At 40.7% G+C, this 14,435-nt stretch carries 9 protein-coding genes; 7 read left to right on the top strand and 2 right to left on the bottom strand.

The window, feature by feature from the left end; translation table 11 throughout:
• The first annotated feature begins 285 nt into the window (after window positions 1-285).
• Complete coding sequence (locus ESY88_RS14310) at window positions 286-915, top strand: hypothetical protein (protein ID WP_147087440.1); 630 nt, start codon at window positions 286-288, stop codon at window positions 913-915.
• Complete coding sequence (locus tag ESY88_RS14315) at window positions 887-2,305, top strand: flotillin family protein (protein WP_147087441.1); 1,419 nt, start codon at window positions 887-889, stop codon at window positions 2,303-2,305. The genes ESY88_RS14310 and ESY88_RS14315 overlap by 29 nt, the downstream gene beginning before the upstream one ends.
• Before the next feature lie 410 nt (window positions 2,306-2,715).
• Here the strand turns inward: ESY88_RS14315 and ESY88_RS14320 are convergent, their stop codons facing one another.
• Window positions 2,716-3,012, bottom strand: coding sequence for a Bor family protein (locus ESY88_RS14320; protein WP_223270834.1), 297 nt, complete (start codon window positions 3,010-3,012; stop codon window positions 2,716-2,718).
• Window positions 3,013-3,466: 454 nt separating this feature from the next.
• Here ESY88_RS14320 and bioB point away from each other — a divergent pair, with 454 nt between their 5' ends.
• The 4 genes from bioB (at window position 3,467) to ESY88_RS14340 (ending at window position 6,536) form a co-directional block, all read left to right on the top strand.
• The gene (bioB, locus tag ESY88_RS14325; RefSeq protein ID WP_147087442.1) at window positions 3,467-4,561 is read left to right on the top strand and encodes a biotin synthase BioB; all 1,095 of its coding nucleotides are present in this window, start codon (window positions 3,467-3,469) and stop codon (window positions 4,559-4,561) included.
• Between the two features lie 86 nt (window positions 4,562-4,647).
• On the top strand, window positions 4,648-5,004 hold the full coding sequence (locus tag ESY88_RS14330) for a DUF3784 domain-containing protein (protein WP_223270835.1): 357 nt from the start codon (window positions 4,648-4,650) through the stop codon (window positions 5,002-5,004).
• Window positions 5,005-5,124: 120 nt separating this feature from the next.
• Window positions 5,125-5,988, top strand: coding sequence for a cupin-like domain-containing protein (locus ESY88_RS14335; RefSeq protein ID WP_147087444.1), 864 nt, complete (start codon window positions 5,125-5,127; stop codon window positions 5,986-5,988).
• 53 nt (window positions 5,989-6,041) lie between these two features.
• Entirely contained in the window at window positions 6,042-6,536 is a 495-nt protein-coding gene (locus tag ESY88_RS14340) for a DUF6646 family protein (RefSeq protein ID WP_147087445.1), read from the top strand.
• Between the two features lie 437 nt (window positions 6,537-6,973).
• On the opposite strand, the gene ESY88_RS14345 is transcribed toward ESY88_RS14340, so the two are convergent.
• The gene (locus ESY88_RS14345; RefSeq protein ID WP_147087446.1) at window positions 6,974-7,447 is read right to left on the bottom strand and encodes a regulatory protein RecX; all 474 of its coding nucleotides are present in this window, start codon (window positions 7,445-7,447) and stop codon (window positions 6,974-6,976) included.
• Between the two features lie 374 nt (window positions 7,448-7,821).
• Here ESY88_RS14345 and ESY88_RS14350 point away from each other — a divergent pair, with 374 nt between their 5' ends.
• Window positions 7,822-14,148, top strand: coding sequence for a choice-of-anchor D domain-containing protein (locus tag ESY88_RS14350; RefSeq protein WP_189702609.1), 6,327 nt, complete (start codon window positions 7,822-7,824; stop codon window positions 14,146-14,148).
• The last annotated feature ends 287 nt before the right edge of the window (window positions 14,149-14,435 follow it).

Genomic DNA, 14,435 nt, shown 5'->3' on the forward strand with positions numbered 1-14,435 from the left:
TGCCGTAAAAGTAAAACACCCTGTTACCAAGGAAATAACTTACACCACCATAATCAACTCCGAGCAGCAACAAAATTTAGCGAAATTATTCGATTTCTAACTTGGGTGTCCCAGCGACGAAAACAGGAGGACTCACAGTCTAAAAAACCGCAAATAGCCTAAAAAAATCGAATTAAAACCACCTCGTAGATTTCTTTAACGGTCAATAATGTTGAAAGAATTAATAAGTGAGCATAACAAAAATCTGCTTATCTTTAAGCATTAATCCCTAAATCCCAAATCCCTATGGAATGGTTTTCTGCACTTGACGGCTTCTCACAATTCTTTTGGATCATTGCTTTAGTTGGCTCTGTGGTGTTTTTCTTCATCATAATTTCAACCGTAATGGGCATGGATTCCAGTGAAGATTTCGATAGTCTGGATGCTGAAATTGATGCCGATGTTGGGATTGGTTTTCAATTCATCAGCTTTAAAAACCTCATCGGTTTTTTTACCATTTTTGGATGGACGGGTATCGGCTTCTACAATGCTGGACTCTCCAAACCTTTGAGTGTGATTGCGGCCTTTGGCTGCGGACTGCTCATGATGGCCATCATGGCAGGCATGTTTTATGCCATGGGCAAATTGACCAACAGCGGTACTTTAAATTATAGAAATGCCATCAATACCATTGGCGAAGTCTATTTGACTGTTGGCCCCAACCGCACTAAGATGGGCAAGGTAACCGTAAATGTGCAAGGATCGTTCCGGGAGCTTGAGGCCTTGTCTGATTCGTTGATGGAACTTAAATCGGGCAGCATCATCAAAGTCGTGGATGTGACCAATAATGGCATCCTCATCGTAGAACAAACCAAAAAACCAATAGAACCAATTAAACCAGAAACTTATGAATTACCTCCAAGCTCAGGGCTTTGATTTAGGCCTGCCCATCGCGGTTATTGTCGCGATACTCTTTGTATTTGTATTTTTTATCATTCTTATTAGACGTTACAAGCGCTGCCCTTCAGACCGTATTTTGGTGGTCTATGGTAAAGTGGGTGGCGGTCAATCGGCGAAATGCATCCATGGTGGTGCAGCTTTCATCGTCCCTGTATTTCAAGATTACCAATTTTTAAATTTAACCCCAATTTCTATCGAGGTTAATCTTGTTAATGCGCTATCAAAACAAAATATTCGTGTTAATGTGCCCTCCCGTTTTACCATTGGCGTCTCTACAGAACCCGGTGTGATGCAAAATGCAGCAGAACGTTTATTGGGCTTGGGAGCACAAGATGTGCAGGATTTGGCAAAAGAAATTATTTTTGGCCAATTGCGTTTGGTCGTCGCTTCCATGGATATTGAGGAAATCAACAATGACCGTGATAAGTTTTTGACCAATATTTCCAAAAGTGTTGAGACTGAGCTGAAAAAAGTAGGCCTTAAGCTCATCAACGTTAACATTACCGATATTGTTGACGAGTCTGGCTATATCGAAGCGCTTGGTAAAGAGGCCGCAGCGCACGCGATCAACGCCGCTCGTAAATCGGTTGCAGAGAAAAACAGGGATGGTAGTATTGGTGAGGCCAATGCTGTGCAAGACCAAAGGTCACAAGTTGCCGCTGCAAACGCACAAGCTGTTGAAGGCGAAAACACTGCGAAAATCGCGGTCGCCAATTCCGATTCTTTGCGTCGTCAACGCGAAGCCGAAGCAGGACGTGTCGCCATAGCTTCAGAAAAAGTTCAAAGTGCAAAAGCCCTGCAAGAATCTTATGCTGCTGAGCAAGAAGCAGAAACAGCAAGAGCAGAACGTGAACGCTCCTCTCAAATGGCAGATATCATTATTCCTGCGGAAATTGATAAGCGCAAAGTAGAGATCGATGCTGAAGCGGAAGCAGAACGCATTAGAAGAAGAGCCAAAGGTGAGGCCGATGCGATTTTATTCAAAGCACAGGCGGAAGCTCAAGGCCAATTCGAGGTCTTGACCAAACAAGCCCAAGGTTTACAGGAAATCGTTAAAGCTGCCGGCAATAACAGCAAAGATGCAGTACTATTGCTCATCGCTGATAAATTACCAGAATTGGTAAGATTGCAAGCGGAAGCTATCAAAAACATCAAGATCGATAAAGTGACCGTTTGGGATAGCGGAAACAATGGGGAAAATGGAAAATCCTCAACCGCCAATTTTTTATCAGGAATGTATAAATCGGTACCACCGCTGCAGGAAATGTTCAATATGGCCGGTATGGATTTACCGGAATATTTGAAAGGTAAGGATAAAGCTGAAACTCAAGCGCCAAACCTTCCGAAGCAAAAAGAAGCAGAATAAAAGCTATGAAAAGAGAATCCGTCGTGAGGCGGATTTTTTTTGTTTTGACCAATTCCAATTAGAAACAACCAAACAAAAACAGCCCATTGAAAGTCAAGCAAACCTACTTAAAAGGGAAGTCCGTTTTTATAGTGTCGTTGTTTGTGGTGGGTCTAACCGCAGTTAACGCTTTGAACTAACTACAGATTTTCGCGTGAGCGTTGCTATTGTTAGAAAAGCCAAGAGTAAGATAATTTTGCCGACTAGATATCCAAAACCATATTCTGTCAACCGACTCAAGTCAACAAATAAAATTTTCAAAATATTTAGCAATAGAAATATAGAAAGAAGTACTGATATGTAGAATAAAATTTTTTTCATAAGCTAAAAAATAGAAGAAGTTGACTGTAGAGACAACTTCTTCATACACTTTATTTAGTAACTGTCGTTACACTAGGAGAATAAATCCCGAAAGTTATTGCAGTAACTAATCCATTAACAAAAGATTGTCTTGTATACACGGTGTAATTTTCTGCTCCATCAGCCATTTGTTTTGAATCAGAAACACCAACAGGTGCCAGACCATAAATAACATAGTGGTTCCATTCAGTTACTTGGTTATTTCCTTGAGCCCCTTCTCCTACAACACTTGTGTAAGAATAGCACGAAGTCAATAGCATTGATGACGCAAATACTATGGTCATCATTTTCATTGATTTTTTAATCATTTTCAGTTTGGTTTTAGGTTAATATTATTATAAATCACTCTTTATGAGTCTAATTGAAATCGATTCTTGGCTCTAGAAATTGCTTCTTAGAATACATAAGAATTAATTTGAAACAAAAATCAAACCTACAAAAAAAAACAACTTAATTTAACATTTTATTTTACTATTTTCTTAGCTGTTCAGAATCAAACCTTCTATAAAGAGATACAGTGGCAATTAGCTTTTCAAATTCAGCTTTAAAACAGCTTAATCGTTATTCGAGGTCTCAATACAGCTTTTTTTTGCTAACCGCGGTATAGATTATCAATGAAAATACTAATAAATGCGCTCTTAAAATAACCGATCCATTCTTGAGAAAGTTAAATTTCTTCATTCTTAAATATTAATATTTGGCAGATCAGAACAAAATTCTGAATGGTTATAGTTATTTTTGGCTCATAAGACATGAAATTTTATGAGCGAGACAAAACACAACTGGACCAAAGACGAGATTTTAGAGATTTACAACACGCCCTTGATGGAGTTGTTGTATCAAGCTGCTAGCATACATCGGGAGCATCATGACCCAAATACGGTTCAGGTTTCTACACTCCTATCTATAAAAACCGGTGGTTGCCCTGAGGATTGTGGCTACTGTCCGCAAGCCGCACGTTACCACACCAATGTTGAAGGCAATGATCTTATGACGGTTCAACAAGTCAAAGCACAAGCATTGCGCGCAAAATCTTCTGGAAGTTCCCGTGTGTGTATGGGTGCCGCTTGGCGAAATGTCAAGGACGGAGCAGAATTTGACCAAGTTTTGGAAATGGTACGCACCATTAACAAACTGGAAATGGAAGTCTGTTGCACCCTCGGCATGATAACTGAAAATCAAGCCCATCGTTTAGCGGAAGCGGGTCTCTACGCCTACAACCATAATCTGGATTCTTCCGAAGAATATTACAAGAAAGTCATTTCTACCCGCGGGTATCAAGACCGTTTGGATACGATTGGCAACGTGCGTAAAACCAATGTGACCGTTTGTTCTGGTGGTATTATTGGCATGGGCGAAAACATTGAGGACCGCGCTGGCATGTTGGTGGCCTTATCCACTTTGAACCCGCAACCAGAATCGGTGCCCATAAATGCTTTGGTTGCTGTTGAAGGCACGCCTTTAGAAGAGCAAAAACCGATTTCGATTTGGGAAATGATTCGCATGGTCGCCACAGCGCGTATTGTAATGCCAGAAACGCAAGTAAGACTTAGCGCAGGACGTACCGAAATGTCTCGTGAAGGCCAAGCCATGTGCTTTTTTGCTGGCGCCAATTCCATCTTTGCCGGTGATAAGTTATTGACCACGCCAAACCCAGATGTGAGTGAGGACATGGAACTCTTTAAGATGTTGGGACTGAATCCGCAAAAACCCTTCATCAAAAAAATGCAGCCTGAAAGTGTGGAAGCTTCAGCATCTCAATACCAAGCCTTGGGCGAAAAACCAAAATGGACCAGACCTGAGCACAAGATTGAGCGCAATGAAGAAGCGAAGCAAAAAGGGAAGGTGTTGAAGTGAGAAATTGACTGTTTTGAATTTGCTTAGCTGAAGTCGAGACCTTTCAGGTTTTGAAAACCTGAAAGGTCTGAAACACCCAATAATCATTGGCACATTTCAAGTTTAACTTAGAATTGAACAACAATCCAATGCTATTCGTACCCATCTTCTTCATCATTTTAGGCATTGTCATCAAGTATGGCAAAATGCACTTTTTGATTGCTGGCTACAATACCATGACGAAAGCGCAACAAGCCAATTATGACATTGAAGGCATTGCAACTGTTTTTAGAAATGGGATGTTCGGGATGGCTTTGATTATGCTTCTGGGCATATTCTGTTCAGCGCTTATGGAAGACGAAAGCATCAAATTGTATACCTTCTTTATTGCCTTGGCGATTGGCATCCCTTATTTGCTAATTCGTTCCAATTCCAATAAATTCAAGGTCAAGAAAGATCAATGATATTCCTTTTTCTTCGGAATTTCATAAACCCGAGCAGCTGCCATCTGCACTTAAATTTTAACACTCTATTAATTACAGTTGGTAACGTTTTCTTAACTTTGCCTATTAAATTTTTTCCTGTTGAACTTGCAACTTCAAGACATCCCTCGCGTTACAAACATTTCAAAAGAGGATTTTATAAAGCACTACTTTAAGCCACAGAAGCCTGTGGTTATCGAGCATTTTATTGAAGATTGGCCAGCTTTAAACAAATGGAGCTTGGACTATATGAAGGACATCGCTGGAGACAAGACCGTCCCACTTTACGACGATCGGCCTGTAGATTATAAAGATGGCTTCAACCAAGCCCATGCTACCATGAAAATGAGCGAGTATGTGGATTTGCTCAAACGAGAACCCACTAAATACCGCATCTTTCTATGGAATGTGCTCAAGGAAATCCCCGAGCTTCAAAAGGACTATTCCTATCCTGACTTCGGATTGCGCTTGATGAAGAGTTTGCCCATGCTGTTTTTCGGCGGAAAGAATTCGCATACCTTCATGCATTACGACATCGATTTGGCAAACATTTTCCATTTCCATTTTGAAGGCCAAAAACAAATCATTCTTTTTGACCAGGATCAGTCTAAGCATTTGTATAAAGTTCCGCATTCATTGATTACAAGGGAAGACATCGATTTTTCCCAACCAGATTTTGAGAAATGGCCAGCGCTCAAAAACGCCGAAGGCTGGGAATGTGAATTGCATCACGGTGAAGTGCTTTACATGCCCGAAGGCTATTGGCATTACATGAAGTACTTGACCCCAGGATTTTCAATGAGCTTGCGTGCCGTTGCCAGACATCCCAAAACCTTAGGCAAGGCGTTTTATAACGTTTTTGTATTGCGTAATTTTGACAATCTCATGCGACGTCTCAAAGGTCAAGACTGGATTGATTGGAAAAACGAGAAAGCCATTGCCCGAACCAATAAACAATTGCTGTAATTAGTAAAAAAAGTAGTAAAACACTTATATTTGCCACTTAAAACAAACCAAAGATGAAAAAGATAACACTTGCCTTAATCGCCATTATTTCCATAAGCTTTGTAAATGCCCAAGCCTTTAAAGGCCAAGGGGATCAAAAATTTCAAGTCGCTGCCAACATCCAAGATGAGGCCACAGGCGTGAATATTAGCTACGATTATGGTTTGGGACAGAATATTTCAGTAGGGTTCTCCTCCAGTTATGCCTTGGGAGTCAGTGATTTTCTGGATGCCGACTTTGGCGACAGATTTGACCTAAAAGCCCGTTTCAACGCCAATTTGGGTAACGTGATCAACATTGACGAGAATTTTGATTTCTATCCAGGTTTGAGTTTGAGCTTAAAGAATTTTGGAGGTCACGTTGGCGCCCGTTATTTCTTTACGGAAGGCTTCGGGATTTTCACAGAAGCAAACTTTCCATTGGCAAAATACGATGAGAACAAACTAGACCCAGCCAATTACATCCACAACCAATTTACCTTGAATATTGGCGCATCTTTTAACTTGTGAATAAAAAGAATCTAGACCCTGCCGCTAAATCATCACTTCTAGACTCTAAAAATTAGACTGGGTTGAAACTTTCTAATGCGCAGTTAGATCTCCAAGAATCTTATTTACGAAACAGTACTATTCTCTGGGATGGTACTGTTTTTTTATTTTGAAGAGGTTTGGATTGTGTTCAATCCTCCATCGTCAATATGGCGTGCGCGGCCTTAAGTATTTTGTCTTTGGTTTGATCTTAGGCGTCTTTGCTATTCTTTTTGCGTTAGGGATTGTCGTGAAAATCCTTTTTTCGAGGCACGAGAAAAAAGATTGCAACAGAAAGCCCGACCCTTTTTCAGGGTAACGCCCAAAAAAAATTCAAACTTAAGCTAGATGAGTCTAAAATCCAGAATCCAAAAGGTATAATTTCAACCACCTACTACCTGAAATCTCATCCTCAAACCCTAACGCACCAGCTCATTGACCTTATCATAGACCAAATGACTTTCCCAGCCGCGGTACAAGAGATAGTCGGCCAGCTTTTTCTTCTTTTTATAGGGATTCGATTCCATGATCGTATGCACTTTTTTTTCAGCGAGCGCATCAAAAGTGCTGTAATAATCGGCATCGCTAATCTCTTTTAAGGCAGTTTTGATGATGATTTTACTAATGTCCTTCCGTTTCAATTCAATTTGAATACGTTGTTTGCCCCATTTTTTGATTCGGAATTTGCCACGCGCAAAAGCCTGGGCAAAGCGTTCCTCATTCAAGAAATTATGGTCTAACAAATGCACAATGATTTGGTCCCGTGCTTCCGGAATCATACGCATGTCGTAAAGTTTTTGGTTCACTTCCTTATGGCAACGCTCTTGGTAAGCGCAGTAATGTTCCATGCGCTTTTGCGCTTCATCGACGGTGTAAGATTTTTGTGTGTTCACATTACAAAAATATAACATTTTGTTAATAAGTCTATCTGTCTCGCTTTCTGACAATTAAGTAATTTTACCTACATTTATAAGCCTTGTTCGCCAGCTAATTAATTCATCCCTCCATGAAAAAAAAATACACGCTTGTATTAGTCTGCTTTTTGTGTTTTGTTTTGTCTGGGTTTGGGCAGGTAACTTTGCCATTGGTTAGAACCACCTGGAATTCGACTCCGATTGGATGGACAGATAGTCCTTTAGATTCTTATACATCTTCATTTGCTTGCTCAACAAACAATGGGGCTAAATTTGATACAACTGGTGATGTAAAAATTGTTTATTTTGAAGATACTCCAAACGAATTAAAATTCGTTGTTAAATCTAATAATTTGACTTCAACATCGGAGCTCCTTGTAGAAGAATCCACTAACGGAATATCTTACACCACAGTCATTAATTTAGCTGGGACTTCTAACCTTCCATCAAGTTGTACGATCAAAGGCCCATACAATCTCAATTCTAACTCACGATATGTAAAATGGACTTTTACAAAGGGATCGTCAAACATGACTATGGATGATGTTGAAATCACAAAAGCAACTTCAACTGGTCCAACCATCACGGTGACTCAAGCCACTGGGGGCAATATTAGCCCAGATACCGCGAGTTATGCTGCCGGTGCTGACCAAAGTTTTACAGCTACTCCCGATGCCTGTCATGCCTTTTCAAATTGGATCATAGATGCTGCAACAAGCAGTACTGCCAATCCGTACACATTTACAAACATTAGCGCTAATCATACCTTAACCGCAGTTTACAACAGTTATGATTACAACATTACAGCTACTTCAGGCCCCAATGGTAGCATCACTCCTAGTGGCATTACGAGTGTTTCCTGTGGTGCCAATCAAAGTTATACCATTACGGCGGCCAGTGGTTACGCCATAGATGACGTTTTGGTTGATGGTGCTTCTTTAGGTGCAGTAAGCATTTATAACTTTATAAATGTTACAGCTCCCCGTACCATAAGTGCGACGTTTAATGTTTATGTTGGACCTTGTCTGGGAGAAGAAAGCTTTGAGTCTGGAGAACCTACTGGCTGGACAAATAATGGCTCATATTACAATACCGGTGATGCCCGTTCTGGCAATCAAAAAGCTGGTATGAATGATTTAGGTGATTGGATTCAAATGCTAAGTATTGACAATCCATCATCTTTAGTTTATTATGCACGGTTAAGTAGCAATCCAACCGGAACAAATAGTGTTAAAATACAATATTGGAGCGGTACTGATTGGACTGATATAATCGAACACACAGCAACCTCTGAGGTATATACAATCTTTACAGTTGACCTAAGCAGCCTAACGAGCTTGATTAATGTACAATTAAGATTCTTCAGATCAGCCCATAATAGGTCGATTTATATTGATGATGTTAGCATTTTCTGTGGAACTCCAACTCCCGAACCCGAAATAGCAATCCAAGGCAATGGCAACGAAATCGTCAATGGCGACAGCAGTCCAGATTCCAGTGATGCTACCTATTTTGGTAATGTAGCTTTAGCAGGCGGTACGCAAGACAACATATTTACTATAAATAACACCGGGACCGCCAATTTAGATATCACAAGCGTGACCAGCTCAAATGCTTCAGAATTTATGGTCTCTGGCGCCACGTCAGGAAGTATTTCTCCCTCAAGTTCGGCTACTTTTACCGTGACCTTCGATCCCAATGCCATTGGCTTGAGTACTGCAACGATAACGGTAACGAGTGACGACTCAGATGAAGGAACTTACACCTTTACGATATCGGGTAATGGAACAAACAGCAACCTTTCCACCATTATAGACAACACAAATTATGGCAGTACTGCTCCAGAATTTAATAGCAATCCTGAATACATCAACTTTATCGATGGCTCAGCAACTTCTGTTGGGAAATTCATCCCTATGAAAATCAGAATTCTGGATGGGCCCGATGCGGATGGCTTTGACACCACCTTGACCAATCTAAGCTTAACGGTTGAAGATGTATCAAACACCAATCAATTGGCCATGATAAAAACCGCGCTGCTTACCACAACTGGCGGCACCGTATTGGCAACCGCGACTAAAGTCGCTAATGCATTGGTGTTTTCTGGAATGAGTGGGGCTGCAGTCACTGCCCCAGATGATAATCTTAGCGGAAGAATACTGCACATTCGCGCTTCATTTGACGAAACGCAAGTTGTGGATCGAACGAAGCTGATTTTTAAAATCACCTCCGCCACTGCAGACCCAACTGGTTCTTCATTTGTAGCAGCAGATGCTGGTGGCGCACAAAGTAGCACAGGAAACAACAGTCAAAACCGATTGAATGTAACCGCTGATCGATTGAGTTTTGTACAACAACCTAGTGATACCGATACAAACGCCACCATGACGCCGGCAGTTCTCATTGAGGGAATCGATATGTATGCCCACCGGGATTTAGATTATACAACCACCATCCAAATTGGCTCAACCGGCACTATGACAAGTTCGCCATTGTCTGCCACAGCAATTAATGGTGTTGCGTCGTTTAACACCATTGTACATTCGGTTGCAGAAAACAATAGACAATTGACTGCGGTGCGCTCTGGGACATTAGATTGGACCGCAACCTCATCATCGTTCAATATCACAGATTTACCCACTTCCAATGGCGACTATAGAACCACTGGATCAGGAAATTGGAACAGCAACACCATTTGGGAAAGGTTTACCGGAGGCACTTGGTCCTCTTCAACGGCACCATCCTATGCTAGCGTGAATAGACTTTATATTAGAAACGGACATACCATTACAACTTCAGGGGCATTTGGTAGCAGCGTAAAACTCTACATTTTAGACGGTGGCACGTTTATCAACATACACAATAGCACTGCTCAACAGGTGTTTATTTATGAAGGTGGCACATTAGACATTAGGGAATCGTTAAGTATCGCAAGCTCAGGAACAATTGAGGTGTTTGATGGTGGTATGGTGTATTTTGATGATAGAGGCAATTCTAACCTAACAACTTCCTTATGGAATGGAACGGAGAATTTCCATCCCTTATCAGAACTTTACATCACGGACTTTAATCCCAATGCCTATTTGTTCAACGGAGAGGTAACCCTTAATACGTACAATGGCTATACCGCAGCCTTTGGAAATGTCTATGTAGATTACACTAATTCTGTAACGGGAGCTTCCCCTGCTGAGGACTGGGAAAGTGTATTGGGCCCAAACGCTAATGACAAAAACCTTTGTCATAACAACTTTGAATTTGTGAGTACTCGCGGAAATGAAAAATTTCAATTTATTCAAAATAATGATGTTGTTGCCGGTATTGGAGGCGACTTGATTTTGAGATCTGGAATAGGATCTGCACGAAGAATCGTGATGGCTACTGGAAATGCAGACTTGGTTTTAAATATCAATGGAAATATCGAGTTAGATTGTGCCGGTGATTTTGCCTTGAGGGGAGGAAACTCGGCAGCAGGAAGTTGCACTGTTAACGTAGATGGCAACATATTAGTTAATGGTAGCAATGTCACTTCGAACACTCAACTAAGAATGAATACAACTATTTACTCTATTGCCAATGGTGGGATGCATATAATTAACTTAAAAGGCGATTTGTTGATTACTGATGCTGAAATAGATAACATTACCCCAAGAGATGATGTAGAATTTAATTTTGTTGGCAATACGGTTCAATCCGTAAATATAAAAAGCATAGTCGGCAATTCAAGTTCAGAAAAAGGAATTCCCTTTTATATTAAAAATGGTGCAAAGGTGTTATTGACTGAAAACAATTTGCGTTTAAATCGAAGCTCCTTAATCAAAGTGGAAAGCGGAGGCACATTAAATTTCGGCTTTGGGCTTGACGGAATTACCCCATTATTGGTAACGCAGCCTACGTCTCCTAGTGGCTCTAATCTTTTCGAATTAGAAGAAGGAGGCATTTTGAAAATCACGCACTCTCAAGGTATTTCTTCTTTAAGCACTGCAGGAAATGTGCAGTTGAGTGCAAGCAATAAAACTTTCAACCAAACCGCAACCTTCCATTACATAGGCAAGGAAAATCAAGTGACGGGTAATGCCTTACTTCCGGGGTCATCGGAAAAATTGGTGTTTGTTAACCTTTCAAACAACAGCAACACATTGATTCTTAGCAATGATGTAGGCATTTCAGATGCTACAACATTAGACTTAAATGGAGGTAAGCTGGAAATTCAAAGAGGCAGCGTTGTAGGAAGCTCTACTGGCGATTTTTACGGTAGCGGACGATTGGTCATGACCAATGGCGAATATCGCATCAGTACCATTACGGCTTCTCCATTAACAGATTTTCTGCCTCGCTTAGGCAGCACTGCAGGGCTTCCCGGCATTGGCGGCTATGCTAATTATGAGCTCTCCGGTGGCATTGTCAATTTAGATGGAAGCAATGCCACACAAATACTCAGTGGCACTCCACACTATTTTAATCTAAAATTTAGTGGCACAAATGATTATGGGCCACCACCTTTTCCCATTTTAAATTATAAAGGTTTGAGTACAGCGACCAAAGTCTCCAATAACATTACAATTTCCAACAATGCCATTGTAGATGTTAGAAACAACTCTTTGGGACTTGGCAATAACCCTTCATTTACCATGAATGATAGCAGCCGTTATGTCACTGATGGCGGAGGAGAGAAACCAGACACTGCCGGTGTTTATTCATTAGACATAAATTCCACGATTGAATATGCGAACACCACTGGAGCCGGCATTGTGAGGCTGGGCCTATCGCCTATCCAGTATGCCAACATCGTTATAAGTGGCACTAATGTTTCTAATAATTCGAACGTCACTGGTATTCTCTTGAAAAATGGAGGTACGTTTACCGTTAAGGATGGTGCGACATTCAAATTAAAGAACACCGCTGGTTTTAGTGGTGCAGTGAATACTGCCATTAGAAACACCAACAGTCCAACGGTTACTCTGGAAGATTTTTCAACTATTGAGTATACAGGAACAGATCAAAACATAACTAGCTTTAGTCCCGAATATAAAAATATAAGCATCTCAGGCACCGGCACAAAGACCTTGGGACATCCAACCGATATTTTAGTAGGAGAGGATTTAATGGTCAAATCTGGCAGCTTGTTGGTTAAAACCGATGAAGCCATCACGGTTGATGAACGTGTTATTGTTGATAATACGGCCAGTTTTAATATTGAAAACTCTGGCAGCTTGATTCAAATCAACGACACTAAAACCAATATCGGAAAAATTTCCATGATTAGAAAAGCTTCCATAAAAAATCTAGATTATGTATACTGGTCTGCACCTATCAATGGTTATAATGTGAGCAACATAAGCCCTACAACTCACATCTACAAATGGGATGCCACGGCAACAAATGCAAACAATACACAGGGCAATTGGATTCAAGCCATAGGCGAAACCATGCTGCCCGGTAAGGGTTATATTGTGAGAGCTCCAAATGGTCAAGCAGACCCTAGCCCAGCTGGATCTTTGAATTTCACGACCACTTTTTATGATGTTGGGGCTGGGTCAAGCGTTCCCAATAATGGCGAGATTAGCATTGACATATTCCGAGGAGACAATACGATTAGTGATGCTGATACCGATGACAATTGGAATCTTCTGGGAAATCCGTATCCTTCGGCTATTTCTATTATGGATTTTCTAAGCCAAAATCTAACGGTTGACGGCTATGTCAATTTATGGAAACATGGCCTACCACCAAATAGCTCCATAAGCCCCTTTTATCAAAACTTCAGCTTAAACTACAATCAATCTGATTATTTCTACTATAATAGTTCGGGAAGTTCTGATGGTCCTGATAGTTTTTCAGGTTTTATAGCAGCAGGACAAGGATTTATGGTCAACATGGTTGATGGCCAACTTCCGGACACTACCAATGTCATTTTCAGAAACAACATGCGAGATAAAGCCTATGTCAATAACGAGTTTTTTAGGACCTCCCAAAATCAGATGTCATCTCAAGAAAAACACAGGATTTGGCTGGATTTAATATCACCCACAACCTCAACGAATAGGATACTTGTGGGATATATTGAAGGGGCTACAATGCCTAGAGACCGCATGTTTGATGCTCCAATAAGTTTTGATGCCGCTACTGAAGGTATTTATTCGCTCATCAATGACGAGTCCTATATTATTCAAGGACGCGCCTTAGCCTTTGACGAGAACGATATTATTCAATTGGGTATAAAGGTCAACGCACCTGAAAATTACACCATTGCCATTGGCGCGGTAGACGGTTTATTTGAAAGCAATGCACAAACCATTTACTTAAGAGACGAACTATTGGGCTTTACCCATAATTTAACTAATCAGCCCTATAGCTTTACTTCGGAAGCCGGAGTTTTCAATGATCGCTTTGAAATCGTTTTTAACCCTGCAGCCCTATCAACCTACCAAAATGAGATTTCTGCGGAAGGCTTACTTATCATGGAACTTAAGGATGGACGTGTCAGATTTTCAGTAGACAAAAATTTGAATATAAAAAACATAGAGATCCTAGACCTTTTGGGAAGACGTTTGTATAATCTGAAAGCCAACAATTCGTCTGAAATATTCGAACTGTCCAACCTAAGCCAATCCACCTATTTTGCGAAAGCGACCCTCTCCAATGGGCAAGTGATTTTGAAAAAAGCGATCAAACAACAGTAATTGATTCTTCAAGTGTGTTAATGACTTGTGAAAAGACCTTCGTTAAATTAGCAGAAAGTCTTGGCGGTGGCATCCCATTAAATGAGACCAAATTAAACCTGAACCTCCAAATTTTGTTTAAAACAATGTCAATCAGCCCTTTATACCGCCAGGTTAGTTTATTGTGCATTTCGTCGGAGGCGTCTTTATTCACGGTACTTTCAAGCAAATTCACTTCTGTACATCTATAATTTCCAATAGTTTAACGAATAATAATGATTTTGACGAGTATTTAAGAAGTACCACGA

The sequence above is a fragment of the Subsaximicrobium wynnwilliamsii genome (assembly GCF_007997225.1).
GTDB classification, from domain to species: Bacteria; Bacteroidota; Bacteroidia; order Flavobacteriales; family Flavobacteriaceae; genus Psychroserpens; species Psychroserpens wynnwilliamsii.

Excerpts from the sequence above, each read along its gene's own strand:
- ESY88_RS14315 (WP_147087441.1), top strand. The coding sequence starts at position 887 with ATGAATTACCTCCAAGCTCAGGGCTTTGATTTAGGCCTGCCCATCGCG.
- ESY88_RS14310 (WP_147087440.1), top strand. The coding sequence starts at position 286 with ATGGAATGGTTTTCTGCACTTGACGGCTTCTCACAATTCTTTTGGATC.
- ESY88_RS14340 (WP_147087445.1), top strand. The coding sequence starts at position 6,042 with ATGAAAAAGATAACACTTGCCTTAATCGCCATTATTTCCATAAGCTTT.
- ESY88_RS14320 (WP_223270834.1), bottom strand. The coding sequence starts at position 3,012 with ATGATTAAAAAATCAATGAAAATGATGACCATAGTATTTGCGTCATCA.
- bioB (WP_147087442.1), top strand. The coding sequence starts at position 3,467 with ATGAGCGAGACAAAACACAACTGGACCAAAGACGAGATTTTAGAGATT.